The 19,459-nt window shown below is 58.4% G+C and carries 15 protein-coding genes; 4 read left to right on the top strand and 11 right to left on the bottom strand.

What is annotated here, in order from left to right:
* Position 1: 1 nt before the first annotated feature.
* The 7 genes from SK51_RS14150 to nasR all read right to left on the bottom strand — a co-directional run bounded on the left by SK51_RS14150 (position 2) and on the right by nasR (position 12,394).
* On the bottom strand, positions 2–1,420 hold the full coding sequence (locus SK51_RS14150; protein ID WP_023306424.1) for a YchO/YchP family invasin: 1,419 nt from the start codon (positions 1,418–1,420) through the stop codon (positions 2–4).
* A gap of 174 nt (positions 1,421–1,594) precedes the next feature.
* The gene (locus SK51_RS14145; protein ID WP_032676199.1) at positions 1,595–4,072 is read right to left on the bottom strand and encodes a nitrate reductase; all 2,478 of its coding nucleotides are present in this window, start codon (positions 4,070–4,072) and stop codon (positions 1,595–1,597) included.
* The gene (nirB, locus tag SK51_RS14140) at positions 4,069–8,055 is read right to left on the bottom strand and encodes a nitrite reductase large subunit NirB (RefSeq protein ID WP_075551277.1); all 3,987 of its coding nucleotides are present in this window, start codon (positions 8,053–8,055) and stop codon (positions 4,069–4,071) included. The genes SK51_RS14145 and nirB overlap by 4 nt, the downstream gene beginning before the upstream one ends.
* A 12-nt stretch (positions 8,056–8,067) precedes the next feature.
* On the bottom strand, positions 8,068–8,856 hold the full coding sequence (locus SK51_RS14135) for an ABC transporter ATP-binding protein (protein WP_023300285.1): 789 nt from the start codon (positions 8,854–8,856) through the stop codon (positions 8,068–8,070).
* A gap of 9 nt (positions 8,857–8,865) precedes the next feature.
* Positions 8,866–9,744: a nitrate ABC transporter permease gene (gene ntrB, locus SK51_RS14130; RefSeq protein WP_022648369.1), complete on the bottom strand. Its 879-nt coding sequence runs from the start codon at positions 9,742–9,744 to the stop codon at positions 8,866–8,868.
* Positions 9,745–9,746: 2 nt separating this feature from the next.
* Entirely contained in the window at positions 9,747–10,994 is a 1,248-nt protein-coding gene (locus tag SK51_RS14125; RefSeq protein ID WP_023306427.1) for a CmpA/NrtA family ABC transporter substrate-binding protein, read from the bottom strand.
* Positions 10,995–11,221: 227 nt separating this feature from the next.
* Complete coding sequence (nasR, locus tag SK51_RS14120) at positions 11,222–12,394, bottom strand: nitrate regulatory protein NasR (protein ID WP_023306428.1); 1,173 nt, start codon at positions 12,392–12,394, stop codon at positions 11,222–11,224.
* A gap of 73 nt (positions 12,395–12,467) precedes the next feature.
* Here nasR and SK51_RS14115 point away from each other — a divergent pair, with 73 nt between their 5' ends.
* The 3 genes from SK51_RS14115 (at position 12,468) to SK51_RS14105 (ending at position 15,148) form a co-directional block, all read left to right on the top strand.
* Complete coding sequence (locus tag SK51_RS14115; protein ID WP_023300288.1) at positions 12,468–12,821, top strand: DsrE/DsrF/TusD sulfur relay family protein; 354 nt, start codon at positions 12,468–12,470, stop codon at positions 12,819–12,821.
* 106 nt (positions 12,822–12,927) lie between these two features.
* Positions 12,928–14,712 (top strand): methyl-accepting chemotaxis protein, encoded by a 1,785-nt coding sequence (locus tag SK51_RS14110; protein WP_023306429.1) that lies wholly within the window; start codon positions 12,928–12,930, stop codon positions 14,710–14,712.
* A gap of 196 nt (positions 14,713–14,908) precedes the next feature.
* Positions 14,909–15,148: a hypothetical protein gene (locus tag SK51_RS14105; RefSeq protein WP_015570352.1), complete on the top strand. Its 240-nt coding sequence runs from the start codon at positions 14,909–14,911 to the stop codon at positions 15,146–15,148.
* Between the two features lie 30 nt (positions 15,149–15,178).
* Here the strand turns inward: SK51_RS14105 and SK51_RS14100 are convergent, their stop codons facing one another.
* On the bottom strand, positions 15,179–15,874 hold the full coding sequence (locus SK51_RS14100; RefSeq protein WP_023306430.1) for a gamma-glutamylcyclotransferase: 696 nt from the start codon (positions 15,872–15,874) through the stop codon (positions 15,179–15,181).
* A 177-nt stretch (positions 15,875–16,051) separates the two neighbouring features.
* A complete protein-coding gene (gene chaB / locus SK51_RS14095; protein WP_003856674.1) occupies positions 16,052–16,282 on the bottom strand; it encodes a putative cation transport regulator ChaB in 231 nt (76 codons plus the stop codon).
* Between the two features lie 268 nt (positions 16,283–16,550).
* On the opposite strand from chaB, the gene chaA reads away from it, so the two are divergent.
* The gene (gene chaA / locus SK51_RS14090) at positions 16,551–17,651 is read left to right on the top strand and encodes a sodium-potassium/proton antiporter ChaA (protein WP_003856672.1); all 1,101 of its coding nucleotides are present in this window, start codon (positions 16,551–16,553) and stop codon (positions 17,649–17,651) included.
* Between the two features lie 105 nt (positions 17,652–17,756).
* Here chaA and kdsA read toward each other — a convergent pair whose 3' ends face one another.
* Positions 17,757–18,611 (bottom strand): 3-deoxy-8-phosphooctulonate synthase, encoded by an 855-nt coding sequence (gene kdsA, locus SK51_RS14085; protein WP_022648375.1) that lies wholly within the window; start codon positions 18,609–18,611, stop codon positions 17,757–17,759.
* 36 nt (positions 18,612–18,647) lie between these two features.
* Positions 18,648–19,457, bottom strand: a complete 810-nt coding sequence (gene sirB1 / locus SK51_RS14080; protein WP_022648376.1) for an invasion regulator SirB1 — start codon at positions 19,455–19,457, stop codon at positions 18,648–18,650.
* Positions 19,458–19,459 lie beyond the last annotated feature (2 nt).

Below are 19,459 nucleotides of genomic sequence, written 5' to 3'. Positions count from 1 at the left end.
CTTACTCATCCGGCAGCAACTTCCACCGTGGATCGTCGGCAGGCATTGCGACGAGCGGTTGCACCACGGAAAGCGTGATCTCATTGGAGGAGACACGCTGCCCATCCTTATCTTCCACCACGGCCGTAAGCCGCCATTCGTTTTTCGCCCCTTCCGCGTCGTTCCAGGCGGGCATGATTATGCTCCAGCCATCGCTGCTGTTGCTGTTTGCCGGTGAGGTCAGGCTGAGCGCCTGGGTATCACCCAGCCAGTGGATCTGACGGATACCGTGCGTGCTGCGAATTTGCAGCTTCAGCATCACAGTTTCGCCTGGCTTAAGATCCCACGGCGGCGTGGCCAGATAGACCGAGAGGGTTTTACGCTGACGGAATTCCATCACGGGCAGATTATCACGCTCAGGTGAATCATAGCGGCTACCCCGCAGCGAGCGCGTCGCCGCCACTTCCCCGGCGGAAAGCTGTTTCGCCAGCGGCACGCCAAAGCGATAGTTGAGCTTCAGCCCGAGGTTATTCTGGCTAACGCCGCTCTCCCCCTGCTTATGGGCAGCCGTCAGGGTGACCAGCGGAACGGGGGTATAATTCAGCCCCAGGTTGACCGCAACCGGGTTGTGATACCCCGTACCGCTGTTAAACAGATCGACGTTATCGCCAAAATACTGTTCAAAGCTGACGCTGGTGTTCAGGTGATGAAACCAGGGAAGCCAGGCTTTGGCCGTTACGTCGTACCCGCGCGCCATGCGCTGCTCCCGGATGTCGGAACGCGGCTGCCAGCCAGCGAACGGCTGGTAGTAATTGGCCGACAGGCGAAGGTTTTCGCCCCACGCCTCTGCGCCCAGTCCGGCACGTTGCAGGTTGTCTTCCAGCAGGTTGTCGTAAAAAGTGTTGTAGCCCAGCAGCCAGTTTCCGGCAACCCAGCGCTGCCCGATCCCGACGTTGCTCACCAGCCCGTCTGTCTGCTGCGTCAGGCCAAGCTGGCTCCAGCTCAGATAGCGGGTGTTGTCGTTCCAGGGGATAAACCAGCTTCCGCTGCTGCCGTTAAAGTTGCCGTCGTCATCCACCAGTACATTGACGTTGGCGTTACCCCAGGGGGAAAGCCAGGATTCAATCTGCTCGTTGACTTCCCCGCTGACGGCATCCCGCACCTTGCCAAACGCGAACTGTCGCGCCTGCTGCCCGGCCGTCAGGCCGTTATCGATCATACTGGCTTCACCGAAGGCCTTTGCCATTTCAGCCAGGTGTTTTTCGCCTTCGGTAGTCGGTTGCGCCATACCGAGATCCGGCAGACTATCGCCGTTGTTATCAAACGGATTTTGCGCCTGCTGCACGAAGGATTTCGGCGCACCGTGAACGGCTCCAGCCGTAAAAAGGGGGAGTAACAGCAAAAAACGGATGCGGGACGATACAGCCTTCAACGTCGTCAATCAGAACCTGTGTTTATGAACAAACACTTATTATGTTAACGCCATAAGCACTGAAAACCAGTCTTAACAGAAATTTCAGGAATATCCTGAACAGAATTGTCGGGTGGCGGCATCGCCTTACCCGGCCTACAAATTCGTGCCGGTGCGAAGCCGCCACCTGACGCCTTTACACTATTATCCCAACAGCCCTTTCAGCTCCGGCAGGCAGGAGCCGCAGTTCGTACCGCAACGCAGCTTCACGCCCAGCGCTGCGGCAGAATTACAGCCTCCGGCTATCGCCTTACGTATCGTATTTTCACCCACGCTAAAGCAGCTACAGATAATTCGCCCGGGATCGGCATCTTCGCCCGGCCGTTGTCCGTGCAGCAGCGCGTGGCGTTCAGCGAGTTGTACGGGCGCAGCAGCAAAGGCTTCTTCAATAAACGCATGCGCCAGCGCCGGCAGCGTATGGCCCTCCCAGTAGCCCAGCATCAGCTCGCCGTGATGCCAGGCGAGCACGCTGCTGCGTTCTCCCGTCTGTGCCACCTGTAACTGCCAGCCCCGACCGCTGGCGTACGCCATGACCCACGACAGCAACGGCTGCTCCCCCGCCACCGTCAGACGTGAGGCTTTACGCCACCAGCATACCGACGGCGGCAGCGCTGGCAACTCGCGGGCATACAGCTCCCCCTGCCAGGCGGGTAGCCAGGGCAGGATCCTCACCGCGGTTTGTTTACTCTCCGGCTGGCCGGACCAGGCATCAACCCGCCCTTCCACCAGCGCGTTGACCTTCCCCTGCCGGGCAAACTGCGCGTTCCAGTGCATCGGCGCAAACAGCTCGCCCGCACGCTGTGCGGTAGAGATACGTACTCTGGCAACCATGACCCCGCGCGGGGAACTTATCCGCGCCAGCTGGCCGTCAGTCAGCCCCGCGCGCGCCGCATCGGTTGCGTTCATCTCAATAAAAGGCTCATCGATATGCTGCATCAGGCGCGGAACATACCCCGTGCGCGTCATGGTGTGCCACTGATCGCGGATCCGCCCGGTATTCAGTATCAAGGGGTACAATTCGTCGACGCCTGCCCCATGTGAGAAAGGATCAACCGGTACAAGATTTCTTTGCGGGAAATCACCGGCATGCCACTGATAAGGCGCCAGCTCGTCCCACGCCTCTCGCGACAGCGACGCCAGTTCGCGCAGGTTTAGCGCCCGTTCGCCGTTATTTTCAAACGCCGTCAGCGCCGCATGTTCACAAAATATCTCATGAGGGTGTTCCCAGGCGAAGGCATCGCCATAACCGAGCTGCTCTGCGATCCGGGCGATGATCCACCAGTCCGGTCTGGCCTCGCCCGGCGCAGGCAGAAACGCGCGCTGGCGCGAAATACGCCGCTCGGAATTGGTCACCGTTCCGTCTTTTTCGCCCCAGCCCAGGGCGGGAAAACGGATATGAGCAAACCGGCTGGTGTCCGTCTCCTGCATCACCTCAGATACTATTACCAGCGGGCAGGCTGCCAGGGCCTGGCACACCGCGTGGCTGTCGGGAAGTGACACGGCAGGATTGGTGCCCATGATCCACACCGCCTTCACCTCGCCGCGGGCAATCGCGTCAAACAGCTCTACCGCCATCAGCCCCGGCGTTTGTGCCAGCCGCTCGGTTCCCCAGAAACGCGCCACGCGCGAAAGATCGTCCGGCTCGAAGTTCATGTGCGCCGCCAGCTGGTTCGCCAGCCCACCCACTTCCCGCCCGCCCATGGCGTTTGGCTGTCCGGTCAGCGAAAACGGGCCGCAGCCCGGACGGTTGAACTTCCCGCTGGCAAGATGCACGTTAATGATGGCGTTACACTTGTCGCTGCCGCTGGAGGACTGGTTGATCCCCATGGTGTAGAGCGTGATCGCGCGTGGCGCAGTGACAAACCAGTCGTAGAAGGTGCCAATCTCGTCTGAAGGCAGATCGCAAAACGCGGCCACGTGAGGAATCGGCCACTCGCCGCTCCCCTGAATCAGATTGAGCAATCCCACAAACAGCCCGGCGTCGCTGCCGGGCTTAAGTGCCAGATGCAGGTCAGCGACATCGCAGGTGGCGGTTTTGCGCGGATCGATCACGACCACTTTCATCTGCGGGTTGCTGCGTTTTGCCTGCACCAGCCGCTGATACAGCACCGGATGCGTCCAGGCCGCGTTTGAGCCAACGAGTACCACCAGATCGCTGTTTTCCACGTCCTCGTAGCTGCACGGCACAATGTCTTCACCGAAGACGCGTTTGTAGCCCACCACCGCTGACGACATGCACAGCCGCGAGTTGGTATCAATGTTCGCCGCCCCGATAAAGCCTTTCATCAGCTTGTTGGCCGCATAGTAATCCTCGGTCAACAGCTGGCCGGAGGCATAAAACGCCACCGCCTGCGGCCCCCATTCGTTGATGATCTTCCGTAGCCGCTCGCCCGCTTCACCCAGCGCCTGCGGCCATGCCACCTCCATGCCGTCAACAACCGGGCGCAGCAGACGTCCCTGCAACCCCGTCGTTTCCCCAAGGGCAGATCCTTTTACGCACAGGCGACCAAAGTTCGCCGGATGAGTTTCATCCCCACGAACGCTTACCGCGCCATCTTCCACACTGGCGACCACGCCGCAGCCCACCCCGCAGTAAGGGCACGTTGTACGGGTTTCCGTCATGAGGCCTCCGCACGCATCACCAGCTCTTGGCTTCCAACCCAAACCTTGCCGTTTTCAATTTTTACCGGCCAGGCGCGCACCACGGGTTCGCCGTTCTCCACCTGACATCCATCGCGCAGACGTATGCGCTGCTTATAAAGCGGGGAAATCACCACCGGCTCGCCCGCTGCATCGCCAAGGATGCCGCGCGAAAGCACGTTCGCGCTGCTGCCCGGCTCCTGGTCGTCCAGGGCATAAACGGACGTTCCAAAGCGGAACAGCGCAATCGGTTTTCGGCCAAGCCGCGCGCCGATGCCCGCCTGCTCGGGGATATCATCGATGCCGCAAATTTCCTGCCAGCGCTTGCTCTCCGCCGCGGCAGGGACATTCACCGCGGTGCGGAACAGCGCCAGGCGATCAGGATCGTTGAGGGTGGTTTGCCATTCGCACTGATAGGTCTCCACCACCCGGGCCATCTCCTGCTCCAGCTCGTGGGCGATCCCAAGACTGTCGTTCAGGATCACCTCGCGCAGATAGTCGAGGCCGCCTTCCAGATTATCCATCCAGGTACTGGTGCGTTGCAGACGATCTGCCGTGCGAATGTAGAACATCAGGAAACGGTCAACGGTGCGGATCAGCGTTTCGTCGTCCAGATCGCTGGCAAAGAGATCCGCGTGGCGCGGCTTCATCCCGCCGTTGCCGCACAGATAAAGGTTCCAGCCCTTGTCCGTGGCAATCACCCCCACGTCTTTGCTCTGCGCCTCTGCGCACTCACGGGTACAGCCGGAGACCGCCATTTTGATTTTGTGCGGCGCACGTAACCCCTTGTAGCGATGCTCCAGTTTGACCGCAAGGCCGGTGGAGTCCTGCACGCCATAGCGACACCAGGTCGACCCGACGCAGGATTTCACCGTGCGCAGGGATTTCCCGTACGCATGACCGGTCTCAAATCCGGCCTCCACCAGCGCCTGCCAGATTTCCGGCAACTGTTCGAGCGTGGCGCCAAACAGGTCAATACGCTGTCCGCCGGTGATTTTGCTGTAAAGGCTATAGCGTTTCGCAATCTGGCCGATGGCGATCAGCCCGTCGGCCGTCACTTCCCCGCCGGGCATGCGCGGCACGATGGAATACGTTCCGTCCTTCTGAATATTGGCAAAGTAGCGGTCGTTGGTGTCCTGCAGCGGCAGATGCGCCGGTTTCAGCAGGTATTCGTTCCAGCAGGAGGCCAGCACTGATCCCACCAGCGGTTTACAGATCTCACAGCCGTGCCCTTGTCCGTAACGGCTGATAAGCTGGTCGAAGGTCCGGATATGGTTGACGCGCACCAGGTGGTATATCTCCTGACGCGAGTACGGGAAGTGCTCACAGATATCTTTTTTCACCTCCACGCCCTGCTCCGCAAGCTGGAACTCCATCACCTGCTTCACCAGCGCGCTACAACCTCCGCAGCCGGTCGCCGCTTTGGTGCACTGCTTAATGGCGCCGATATCCGTTGCGCCCGCACTTACCGCCAGGCAGATATCCCCTTTGCTGACGTTATGACACGAACAGATCTGCGCGCTTTCCGGCAGCGCCGCCACGCCCAGCGCTTTCGGCGCGCAGCCTGACGACGCGGGTAAGATCAGCGTTTCCGGCTCTTTTGGCAGACTAATGCCGTTAAGCATCATCTGCACCAGCGTGGCGTATTCGCTGGCATCGCCCACCAGCACGCCACCCAGCAGGGTTTTGCTGTCGTGACTGACCACAATTTTTTTGTAGATTTGCTGCGGCCCGTGCGTCCACTGGTAGCTCAGCGCCCCCGGCGTGCGCCCGTGGGCATCACCAAACGACGCCACATCCACCCCCAGCAACTTGAGTTTGGTACTCATATCCGCGCCGGTGAAGCGCTTCTCCTCACCCGCCAGCACAGCGGCAGCCACGCGCGCCATCTGGTAGCCCGGGGCCACCAGGCCAAAGATTTTCCCCTCCCACAGCGCGCATTCCCCGATGGCAAGCACGTCCGGATCGGAGGTCCGGCAGCCGTCGTCAATACAGATCCCGCCGCGCTCGCCAATAGCCAGCCCGCTGCTGCGTGCCAGCGCGTCCTGCGGACGAATACCGGCAGAGAAGACGACCATGTCCGTTTCCAGCTGTTCACCATCGGCAAAGCGCAGTACCAGCCCGTCGTCTGCGGTGGCAATCTCCGTCGTCGATTTACTGGTGTGTACCCCTACGCCCAGCGCCTCAATTTTCTTGCGCAGCATTGCCGCACCGTCGCTGTCGAGCTGCACCGCCATCAGGTTCGGCGCAAACTCCACCACGTGGGTTTCCAGCCCTAGCTGCTTAAGCGCATTCGCCGCCTCCAGCCCCAGCAGGCCGCCGCCAATTACCACGCCGCGGCGAGAGCCTGCCGCATGGGCCGCAATGTTGTCCAGATCGTCGAGGGTGCGGTAGACAAAACAACCCGGCAGATCGCTGCCCGGAACGGGCGGTACGAACGGGTACGAGCCGGTCGCCAGCACCAGCTTATCCCAGTGGGTTTCATGGCCGCTGGCGGTACGCACAACGTGTGCATCACGATCGATAGCGACAATCTGCTGCGAGAGGCGCAGCTCTATACCGTTATCGGCAAAGAACTCCCCCGCCACCAGCGAGAGCGAGTCCGCGCTGCGTCCGCCAAAATATTCCGACAGATGCACGCGGTCATAGGCCGCATAGCGCTCTTCGCCAAAAACAATAATCTGATACTGCTGATGCAAATTGCGGTTAACGCAGTCTTCGAGGAAATGATGGCCGACCATACCGTGCCCAACCACCACCAGAGTAGGTTTTGTCATAGCGTTCTGTCCTGCAACCTGCGGTTGCGTTGTGAAACGATCGAACAGCCAGTCCGCGTGGGCGGGCGCAGCCGTTGCCAGTAAATCGGTAAAGGTTGCCGCGCTGCGGCAGTCACCCAGCAGCAGCACGCCAGCCAGCGTCCCCTGATGGATCAGTAAACGTCGATAGTGACGGGTCAGCGGATCCCATGAACTCCATACCATATCGTCCGCCTGCGCCGTCGCGCGTCCGAGGCTGAACAGCTCCACGCCGGTCACCTTAAGACGCACGCCGTTGTCGGTCCGGGTAAACGGCGCGGTGATCTCCCCGGCCAGCCGCGCGGCGAGAATATCCGCCTGCGCCAGACAAGGGGCGACCAGGCCAAATGTCTGGCCGTCAATTTCACAGCACTCGCCGATGGCGTAGATATCCGGCACGGAGGTTTGCATCTGGTGATCCACCACGATGCCGCGCGCGCAGTGAATGCCGCTGGCTTTTGCCAGCGCAACGTTGGGTTGTACACCCGTGGCCAGCACCACGCGCGCGGCGGTGACGCTGTGCCCGTTGAGTAGCGTCACGCTCTTGCCGTTAATCGCCGCGATGCCAGAGGCGAATTCACAGCTAACACCCCGCGCAGCCAGCGCCTCTTCAAGCAGCAGTCCCGCCTGCTGATCCAGCTGCTGTTCCATCAGCCAGGGACCACGATGGATAAGCGTGACGTTGTCACCGTTGCGCGCCAGCGCTGCCGCTGCTTCCACGCCAAGTACGCCACCGCCCAGCACTACCGCCGGACCGGAGAGGTTCTGGATGGCGCGGGTCTCTGCCAGGGTGCGAAAGGTGAACACATGCGGCGCATCGCCGCCGGGGATCGGCGGCACTACAGGGGTAGACCCGGTGGCAAACACCAGCGCATCCCAGCCCAGCGTGCGAGCAGAGGTATGCACTTCACGCGCGTTGACGTCTACTGCGAGCGCCGTTTCTCCTCGCAGCACCGTCACGCCTCGTGCCGTGTACCAGTCTTCATCGTGCAGACAGATGTGCTCCGCCTGCTTTTCACCACTCAGCACCGGCGAAAGCTGGATGCGGTTGTACGCCTGCTCCGGCTCGTCACCGATGACGGTGATAGCAAAAAGACCGGGCACACGCCCGGTGAGCGATGCAATCAGCCGGGTTGCCGCCATACCATTACCGATAATGACCAGTCGCATCGTGCCCCCTCATTACGCCGCTTTCGGCTGTTTTTCGTAGAGGAAATGGAGGATCTGCTGGCGCATGTGGTGATAGCGGCTATCGTCCGCCAGCTGCACCCGGTTGCGCGGGCGCGGCAGATCGACGCGCAGGATCTCACCCACGGTGGCCGCCGGGCCGTTGGTCATCATCATTACGCGGTCAGAGAGCAGTACCGCCTCGTCCACGTCGTGAGTGATGAGCACGATGGTGGTGTTCAGCGCCTGCTGGATCTGCATCACCGAGTCCTGAAGATGGGCACGCGTCAGCGCATCGAGCGCGCCAAACGGCTCATCCATCAGCAGCACTTTCGGCTTCATTGCCAGCGCCCGGGCAATACCGACGCGCTGCTTCATACCGCCGGAGATCTCCCCGGGGCGCTTATTCAGCGCGTGGCCCATCTGCACCCGGTCGAGATTGTGCTCAATCCACTCTTTGCGCTCGGCCTTACTCATGGTGCGACGGAAGACCTGATCCACCGCCAGCGCCACGTTGTCGAAGCAGGTTAACCACGGCAGCAGCGAATGGTTCTGGAACACTACCGCACGCTCAGGCCCCGGCCCGGCGATTTCGCGGTTGTCGCAAATCAGCCCGCCTTCCGTCGGCAGCGTGATCCCGGCGATCAGGTTTAACAGGGTCGACTTGCCGCAGCCGGAGTGACCAATCAGACTGACGGTTTCGCCCTCGTGGATATCAAAAGAGACGTTTTGCAGCGCCAGAAACTCGCCGCTGGCGGTGGAAAAACGCTGGCTCACGGCCTGAACCTGAATTAAAGGTTTCATCTTCACTCCTTATTTTTCCTGCCAGCTAAAGCGACGGGCGATCAGCATCAGCCCCTGCTCCAGCAGCAACCCGACCACGCCAATGATGACGATGGCGATGAGAATGTTTTCGACGTTGAGGTTGTTCCACTCATTCCAGATCCAGAAGCCAATGCCTAAACCTCCGGTGAGCATCTCGGCGGCGACAATCACCAGCCAGGCAATGCCAATGGAGAGACGTACCCCGGTCAACACCGCAGGCAGCACGGCGGGGAAAAGAATGCGGCGCATGATGGTCCACTCTGAGAGTTGCAGCACCCGGGCCACGTTGAGGTAGTCCTGCGGAATACGGCGCACCCCTTCGGCGGTGTTAATGACCATCGGCCAGATGGAGCAGATGAAAATGGTCCAGCTCGACGCGGGCTCCGCTTTCTGGAACAGCAGCAGGCCGATAGGCAGCCAGGCCAGCGGGCTGACCGGACGCAGGAGCGCGATCAGCGGGTTGAACATGCGGGAGAAAAAGGTGAAGCGCCCAATCAAAAAGCCCAGCGGAATGCCCGCCAGCGCCGCCAGACCGAAGCCGATGGCGACGCGCTGCAACGACGCCAGCACGTTCCAGCCAATGCCCATATCGTTTGGCCCGTCGCGATAAAACGGATCGGCAAACAGGGTCATGGCCGAATCGAGCGTGCTGAGCGGCGTCGGGAAACCTTTACTGTTTATCGCCGCCAGCTGCCAGAGCACCACCAGCAGACCGAGACCGAGCAGCGCCGGGATGACGCGCTGTAAAAACTCATTCATCCGACGCGTAAACGCTGGCGCACGACGGCGAACCTGTAGCGGAGGCAGGACAATCACTTCCCCGCTCTCTGACTTCTCTTGTGGTTGCGTATTTTGCAGATGCTGCATACTCAGGCCCCTTTACGGTGAATGGCGAAGCGGTTGGCGTACCCTTCCGGATCGGTGCCGTTCCAGACGGTGCCGTCCATCAGGGTACTGCTGCGATACGGTGATGACGGTGTGGACATGCCGCCCACGGCGGTCGCGGCATCCTGCCAGACCGCGGTCTGGTTAATGCGCTGTGCGATGCCCGCATAATCTGGCGCGGCGTTGAGCAAACCCCAGCGGCGGAACTGGGTTAAGAACCACATGCCGTCGGAGAGATACGGGTAGCTCACGGCACCCTCATTGAAGAAACGGATCGGGTGCGCATCCTGCCAGCGCTGACCGAGCCCGTTGTCGTATTCGCCGAGCATGCGTCCGGTGAGGTACTGTTCCTTGCAGTTGAGCCATGCGCGGCGCGAGAGGATCTGCGCGGTTTCACGTTTGTTTTCCGCTGACGCCTCGATCCAGCGCGCGGCTTCCATCACGGCGCTCACCAGCGCCCGTGCGGTGTGCGGATTTTTCACCACCCAGTCGCGTCGGGTGCCGAGGATCTTTTCCGGGTGATCGGCCCAGATGGACTGTGACGTGGCGGCGGTAAACCCGATGCGGTCGTTAATCGCCCGCGCGTTCCACGGCTCGCCGACGCAGAACCCGACCATGTTGCCGATGCGCATGTTCATCACCATCTGTGGCGGCGGGACCACCACAGTGCGCACGTCGTCAAACGGGTTAATGCCCGCACTGGCCAGCCAGTAGTAGAGCCACATAGCGTGTGTCCCCGTCGGGAAGGTATGCGCGAAGGTGTAGGTTCCCGGTGCCTGCTGTGTAATCAGCTTTTTCAGCCCGTCGAGATCACGAACGCCCTTCTCCGCCAGATCGCTGGAGAGCGTAATGGCCTGACCGTTCTGGTTGAGAGTCATCAGGTTCGCCATCTGCTGCGGCTTGCCCGCGATACCCAGCTCCAGTCCGTACAGCAGGCCGTAAAGAATGTGTGCGGCGTCCAGCTCCCCCGCCACCAGCTTGTCGCGCACCGCCGCCCAGCTCGCCTCCTTGGTAGGTACAATGGTAATGCCGTGTTTTTTATCGAACCCTTTCAGGGCCGCGATAACCACTGGCGCGCAATCGGTCAGGGGGATAAACCCGATACGCACGGAATCCTGCTCCGGCTTATCTGACCCCGCCGCCCATGCGGCCTGCATGACACCCGGCAACAGCATCGCACCACTCGCCAGCATGCTGGCCTGCAATAAACGCCGTCTCGACAAATCCGCCATAATTGCTCCTGAAAAAAGGCAAAAAAAAGCGCCCGACGGTGCTGATGCACCGCTGGACGCCTTTATCCCGAAGACGTATGCACCGCCGTTGGCGCATCGTCAAAAATAGTTAATCTGTTAATGCAAAGGTGATGCCAGCTTTTTAACCCCGGCTTTACGGGGTTTCTGCAAGGAGAGCGCTCTTTTACGCACCTCAATCAGGCATTAAATGCCCACTGACTGTGCAACTACTCCCCAGGGGGTACATTCCACAGATTTTTCACCGTAAGGAGCGCACGGGCGATATCCACCATGCGTTGGTTTTTATCCATCGCCATTTTGCGCAGGGCTGTCCACGCCTGCTCCTCGCTCATGTTCTGATGCGTCATTAGCACGCTTTTGGCTTTGTCGATGGTCTTGCGCTCCTCCAGCGTGTCGCGCAGGGAAGCAAGCTGACGGGAGAGTTGCTCAATTTCACGCGCCTGCTGGCGCACCAGCGGCAGCAGTGGTCTATCCGGAAATCGCGCCAGGATATCGTCGTACTCATCGTCTACGTGCAGGTTTTCGCTATAGCGACGCTCCTCAACTGCCGTCATCAGATCGGCAATGGCTACCTCCTCCAGCGTGCGCAGATGCTCAAGGCGCGCGGTTTGCAGGGCAAACCATTTGAGGGCGGTATCGCCATTATCTGCCGGAGGCTGGCGGGTGCACGCTTCACGCCTGAGTTTTTCAGTCTCCAGACCCGGCTGACAGTTGAGGGTAAACGTCTCCTGCACGTCTGGAGTGCAATGGGAGATAAAAACCTCAAAGCAGGCCTGCTGGCCATCAATGCGATCCACCAGCCGCTGGCGAGTTTCATCGTCAAAGAATCCCTGGGTGAAACCAATAGCCCCTAACGCCCGCTCTTGTCCCACAAGTTCTTTGCCCTGCATCAGGCTGTAAAGGGCCACAAATCGGCCCGCGATGTGCGGATCGTCAATGCTGTCGCTGAGTTGAGGTACGATATTGAGCAGATGCCGCAGTATGCGGCTGTAGTGTTCCATCGCCTGCGGCGCGGTGACGCGTTGACCTGTAACGCCATCACGCAGCACCATCAGCGTTTCAAGGCCGTGCAGTGCACTGGCGATACGTTCGCAGAGGGCGCTGCCCGGCAGCGGTTCGCTAAACAGGAGGTGCAATGCCGCAAGGTTTTCATCCACCAAAGCCCTGCTGGCCTTGCATTCAGGCCCGTACAATTTACCCTGCGAGCAGAGCCAGACATTTGACGCACCGCGTTCGCACTGTAGCATATGCACCAGTCGACTGATGCCGTTCACCAGTGCGCCCAGCTGCGCTAATCTGCCGAGCTGTTCCTCCCGCAGCATTCTTGCACGCTGGAACCATTCGGTCGCGCCAGGCGAACTGCCAGCCACTATCGTCATCGTTTCTCTCTCCGATACATATTCTTCGGTATGAGAAGCAATATTCGTGCCTTTTTAAAGAACAGGAGTCAACATGCAGAAGATTGTGATCGTCGCCAACGGTGCGGCCTACGGCAGTGAATCCCTTTTTAACAGTCTGCGCCTGGCAATCGCGCTGCGCGATAAGGAGAGTGAGCTGGAGCTGCGCCTCTTTTTGATGTCCGATGCCGTCACGGCCGCGCTGAAGGGGCAGAAACCCGCTGAGGGCTACAACATCCAACACATGCTGGAGATCCTGACCGCGCAAAACGTTCCGGTCAAGCTGTGCAAAACCTGTACCGACGGTCGCGGCATTACCGGGCTGCCCCTGATTGATGGCGTGGAAATTGGCACGCTGGTTGAACTGGCTGAATGGACTCTTACCGCTGATAAAGTATTAACTTTTTAATAATAAATCGCTAAAAATATTATTTTCTTATGGACGCGGTTTCAGCATCAAGTTTACCTGCGCCATTGCCGATAGGCATGGAAACAACACAGCAGGTATTACACTTATGTTCAGATCCATTCGCGCCCGCATTATTGCGGCGACGACAGGCTGTATGGTCGTCGCCCTTCTTCTTAATACCATTATCAACTTTCAGGTCACGCGCCAGGATAATCAGCAGTCGCAGCGCGATATACTGACCAGCACCAGCGCCAGCCACAATATGGCGATTGCCGACTGGGTCAAAAGCAAAATGACGGTGATTGCCTCCGCGCAGAGCATCGCGCTGGCTGACGATCCGGTTCCGGTGTTTAAGCAATTAGCCCAGGCGGGCGGCTTCACCAACGTCTACGCAGGCTACGCCAGCAAGACGGCGAAATTCTCCGATCCTGCGGGGGTCCCGGCGGATTATGACCCAACCATTCGTCCCTGGTATCAGCAGGTGGTGAGCACGGACGGCCCGGTTGTGACGGCGCCCTACGTTGATGCCGGGACCGGGAAGCTGGTGGTGACGTTTGCCGTACCGGTGAAGGAGAATGGTACTCTGAAAGCAGTGGTAGCGGGCGATGTCGCCATGGATAGCGTGGTGGCGAACGTGCGCGGGATCCACCCAACGCCTGCCAGCAGCGGGTTGCTCCTGAACAGCGACGGCACGGTTATTGCCGCCAACGAGCCGACCCTGACGCTGAAGCCGTTTACCGGGACGATCAAAGGCATCGACCTTGCGGCGCTGAAGAGCGGTAATCCGGTCGACGGGACGCTGAATGATGAGGAAAAAACCTTTATCGCCTCAGCCGTGCCGGGCACGAACTGGCTGCTGGTCGTCGCCCTCGACAGCAGCGACGCCACCTCCGGCATGCGTTCCTTGCTGAAAGCGTCGGCAATCTCGCTGGTGATTCTGGCGCTTCTGAGCGGCGCCATTGTCCACCTCCTGATAGCCCGCCTGCTTAAGCGCCTGTCCGACATTCGCGACGCGATGCACAGCATTGCCAACGGCACCAACGATCTGTCCCAGCGTCTGCCGGATAGCGGTGATGACGAAGTGGCGCAAATTGCGCAGGCGTTTAACGCCTTCAGCAATAAGCTCTCGGTGGTGATGGTCCAGCTTCGCGACGCCAGCGCCTCAGTGAAAAACGCCGCGCAGGAGATTGCGGCAGGCAACCAGGATCTCTCCGGACGTACCGAGCAGGCCGCGTCCAGCCTGCGTGAGACCGCCAGCGCCGTGGAAGAGATAACCGCCTCCGTTACCCAGTCGAATGAATCGGCCGAAGAAGCCAACGACCAGGCCAGTAAGGCCTCTGCGGCCGCAGCGCGCGGCGGCGAAGTTGTCTCGCAGGCAATCAGCACCATGCAGTCCATCGAAGTGGCTTCTGCAAAGATTGGCGATATCACCAGCGTGATTGACGGCATCGCCTTCCAGACCAACATTCTGGCGCTTAACGCCTCCGTCGAAGCGGCTCGTGCCGGTGAGCAGGGCCGTGGGTTCGCGGTCGTTGCGGGGGAAGTGCGTAATCTGGCCAGCCGCAGCGCTCAGGCGGCGAAAGAGATCAAATCCCTTATTGACTCCACTACCGAAAGCGTTGCAACCGGCTCCCGGTTTGTGCACCTTGCGGGCGACAGCATGGATGAGATCCGCGCCAGCGTCGGGAGCGTGTCTGGCATTATGCGTGAAATATCTATTGCCACCCGCGAGCAGATGAAAGGGATCCATGAAATTAACCACGCGGTGACTCACCTGGATCGCATGGTGCAGCAGAACGCTGAACTCGTTGTACAGTCTGCTGCGGCGGCCAGCGCGCTGCAAAGCCAGGCGGGCGACCTTGCTGAGACCGCTGGCCATTTCCGCATATAATTTTTCCCGGACGCGCGTTAAGCAGGGAAAACGCGCGTCGGCTGAAAGGTTTCAGAAATTTTGTCATTTTTGTTTAATCGTTGCGCCATTTTTTGATCGAAATCAGCATCACCCACCTTCCCCTTTGGTGTTATGCAATGAGTAAATTGTGAACAACATCACGCTCGGGATGGGCAAAAACGACGGGGTATAAAAAATGGCACGAGTTAAAACGAGTCTGAAACTGTTTGGCGGGGATACGGTAGTGGTGCGTTGCTCAGAACGTTGCCGCATCCATCTGATGAGTACAAAAGGGCAAAAGCAATCGCAGGCAGATATCCTTACCGTCCAGGATGATAAGGCCTGGCTGACGGTGCCTTACACCGGCACCTGGGATGTGCTGATCGACAGCCACAGCCAGTCGCTCGAACATTCCGTAAGTTACGTGGCAGCATAACCATAAACGCCCGGCCAGCCGGGCGTATTATCAGGCAAAACCCGGGCGCAGCGTATTGCTGAGCGGGTTCCCTTCCAGCAGCGCTTTTACCTTCACCACCAGCTCACTCAGACAGTCGTCCTGCATACCGAGACGCGTCAGCTCCTGATCGAGCGAGAAAAGGTACTGGGCGTTAGTGCCCAGCGGTCCACTGGCGGCGGCAATCAGCGGGGCAATCACCTGGGTTCGGGTGTCGGCTTCATACAGCGGGTGCCGCGGATCCATAATGAACACCAGCGCGTTGACGGTGCGGCCGTCGTCCAGTTCCAGCTTGCACCAGCTGGGCATATAGCAGCCGGTGATCATCTCGCGCTTCCACAGCAGCGTCAGCTCATCTTCCAGCGTGGTATCCGGCAGCCGGTATGCCACGCCCGTGGTGCGCCCGCCCTCTTTTAGTGCAAGCATACGTCCAGGCTGACACGCGCTGCCGCGTCCGGCGGTCAGGCGCAAACAGAAGGCGCGGTGCCAGCCAGGCAGCGTTCCGGTTGCCGATTCAACAAACTCGAGCGCCGGGTTCCACATCAGCGAGCCGTAACCAAAAATCCAGACCGGGCTATCATCCGGGCGGCAGGCCAGCGTTGCCGCAAGCGACGCCGCACGTTGTTCAGCCGACCACAGAAGCGATTCCTCAATAGCACCAAATGCCGTCTTACAATCTGCCTTCATCAAGAAATCACGCGTTAACACATTCCACCTCCGCCACTGCATGCTTCCTTGCGACATCTTTAATGCGCCTTCCCGGCATTCTGTGCTGTTCATTTTAACAGCAGTTGAGAAACGATAAGCAATTCGCGGGCCAGATGCAATACAGCGGCAGTTCAACCGCCTGAAATGTCAAAATGGAGGCAGCGTATTATTCGGCAGCTATTTCTTTTTGTGCCATTTGTCATCATCCCCTTTCTCATAGTCATTTTTTACGGCGGCCCAGGCCACTTTATGCGCCGTCTCTTCACGGCTGGCATCGTCCCGGCGATCTTCTTTATCTTTGTACTGATCCCAGGCGCTGTTAAAGGCTTCTTTGTAGATATCCTGAGCGTGGGCAGGCAGTACGTTTTGCACGTTATCCGGTAATTCGCTTTTCGATTTGTATGGCATCGTTAACCTCTCTTTTGGCTAAAAGATAAGTGTGGACGACGATACGCCAGGGTGCCAGCCGACAGCAAGAAATGAACTAATTAAGAGCGCAAGGCGTTGTTATTAAATTAATATTTTGTGTAAATAAGGTATTATAAGCTTCAGGAATAAAATTCCCATTAAAGGGTAAAATTAAGTAAAAAATACAGGGTATTTAACCGTTTTCTGTTAATTTAACACCCTCAAAATCTATCTATAATTACAAGCACCTGCACTGTTGGAGAAACACATGACAGCAACACACGAGGCGGTAAAGACCCGCCACAAGGAGACCTCTCTCATTTTCCCGGTTCTGGCACTGGCTGTGCTGCTCTTCTGGGGAAGCAGTCAGTCATTGCCAGTGGTTGTGGGGATCAATATTCTGGCTCTGGTGGGTATTTTAACCAGTGCATTTAGCGTGGTACGCCATGCGGATGTTTTAGCCCACCGTCTTGGAGAGCCGTATGGGTCATTAATTTTAAGCCTTTCGGTTGTGATTCTTGAGGTCAGTCTAATTTCCGCATTAATGGCCACCGGCGACGCCGCACCAACGTTAATGCGCGATACGCTCTACTCCATCATTATGATTGTTACCGGCGGCCTGGTCGGTTTTTCGCTTTTATTAGGTGGCCGCAAATTTGCCACCCAGTACATGAACCTTTTTGGCATTAAACAGTATCTGATCGCCCTGTTCCCGCTGGCGATTATCGTGCTGGTATTCCCGATGGCATTGCCGGGCGCAAACTTCACCACCGGCCAGGCGCTGCTGGTGGCACTGATTTCCGCGGCGATGTACGGCGTGTTTTTGCTGATCCAGACCAAAACGCACCAGAGCCTGTTTGTTTACGAGCATGAAGACGACGGCGACGATGATGACCCGCATCACGGTAAGCCGTCGGCCCACAGCAGCGCGTGGCACACGGTTTGGCTAATCGTGCATCTGATTGCGGTAATTGCGGTCACCAAGATGAATGCGAACCCGCTGGAGGCGCTGTTAACTGAACTGAACGCGCCGGTCGCCTTTACCGGTTTCCTGGTAGCCCTGTTGATCCTGTCGCCAGAAGGCCTGGGAGCGCTGAAAGCGGTGCTCAATAATCAGGTGCAGCGTGCGATGAATCTGTTCTTTGGCTCCGTTCTGGCGACCATCTCCCTTACCGTTCCGGTGGTAACGCTTATTGCCTTTATGACGGGGAATGAATTGCAGTTTGCGCTGGGTGCACCAGAGATGATTGTGATGGTAGCGTCGCTACTCCTGTGCCAGATTTCCTTCTCAACCGGCCGCACCAATGTGCTGAACGGCGCGGCGCATATGGCGCTGTTTATTGCGTATCTGATGACGATATTTGCGTAATTTTTTTGCCGGGTGGCGCTGCGCTTACCCGGCCTACGAAACCCGTAGGCCCGCGCAAGCGTAGCGCCGCCGGGCAAAGAAAAACCCGCCGAAGCGGGTTTTTTATTAGTTGCTGGTATCCAGCTCGTCGAAGCTCTTCACCAGATCGTCAATCGCTTTAATCTGTTTCAGGAATGGCTCCAGCTTATCCAGCGGCAGCGCAGATGGACCGTCGCATTTTGCGTTAACCGGATCCGGGTGCGCTTCAATGAACAGACCCGCCAGGCCGGTTGCCATACCGGCGCGCGCCAGTTCGGTCACCTGCGCACGACGCCCGCCAGACGCGGCGCCAAACGGGTCGCGACATTGCAGGGAGTGGGTCACGTCGAAAATCACCGGAGACTGGTTAGAGACGTTCTTCATTACGCTGAAGCCCAGCATATCCACAACCAGGTTGTCATAACCGAAGTTTGAACCACGGTCGCACAGGATCACCTGGTCGTTACCACCTTCGATAAACTTATCGACGATGTTACCCATCTGGCCAGGGCTCACGAACTGCGGTTTTTTCACGTTAATCACGGCACCGGTTTTCGCCATCGCTTCTACCAGGTCAGTCTGGCGCGCCAGGAACGCCGGAAGCTGAATCACGTCTACCACATCAGCCACGGGCTGTGCCTGAGACGCTTCGTGCACGTCGGTGATCACTTTCACGCCAAACGTCTGTTTCAGCTCCTGGAAAATCTTCATCCCCTCTTCCAGGCCCGGGCCACGGTAGGAGTGAATGGAGGAGCGGTTGGCTTTGTCAAAAGAGGCTTTAAACACGTACGGGATGCCCAGCTTCTGGGTCACGGTCACGTAGTGTTCACAGATGCGCATAGCGAGATCGCGGGATTCCAGAACGTTCATACCGCCAAACAGCACGAACGGCAGGTCGTTTGCCACGTTGATATCACCAATGCTAACCACTTTTTGTTTCATAGGATCGCCTTATTCAGGTGTGAATCGGAATTAAGATTAATGCAGTGTAATGTGTTTATGCGCGATCGCGTTGATCTGCGCGCGAATCATTTCGCTGATCGGATCTTCCGGACATTGCTCGACGAAATAATTCAAATCATTCAGCGCCACGTGTTCGCAGTCGAGCTGCGCATAAATCAGGCCGCGGTCGCGGATTTCGTACGGATCTTCCGGATTGAACTGTAACAGCACTTCGCTTGCGCGCAGGGCCAGCTCCATCTGACGCTCTTCCATCAGCGCAGACTTCAGCGTATCCAACAGCTTGCGGATCACTTCGGCGTTATCGGCTTCATCGAGATCTTCATTGAACAGCTCCGCTATCGGGCTGATGTTGCCTTTCAGCCAGACGTCCAGCGTATGCTCATCCAGCGTGTCGCCGTTAAACGGATTGATTAACCACATCTCACCGTCCAGCCACTCCGCCCGCAAAATCATCTGCGTGGGGAAAATGACCGGCACCAGTGGAATATCCAGTCGGTGCGCAACCCACAGTAAAATGGCGCCCAACGCGACGGCGCTACCCTGTCGATTTTTCAGCACCTGGTCCAGCCACAGTGCGTCAGACAGGCGATACACGCCTCGCGTGTCGCAGAAACCCCATTCGCCGTAGAAAAGCTCAATCAGCTTCTCTAATTGCCAGTCTTGCGGACGTGCCTGATTGATCTCTTCGCGCGCCAGGCTGACCAGATTTTCCAGTTCAGCGTAAACGTACTGTGATGTGAAATCGTCGCGGATCATCTCTGAAATCAGGATCATACCATCGCATAGCGGCACTTTGTTAAATTCGAAATCGGCTAAGGACCTCATGA

It is taken from the genome of Enterobacter sp. MGH85 (genome assembly GCF_001037655.1).
Lineage (GTDB): Bacteria > Pseudomonadota > Gammaproteobacteria > Enterobacterales > Enterobacteriaceae > Enterobacter > Enterobacter intestinihominis.
Note: the sequence above shows the minus strand (reverse complement) of the source record. Positions and strands in the feature narration are given on the sequence as shown.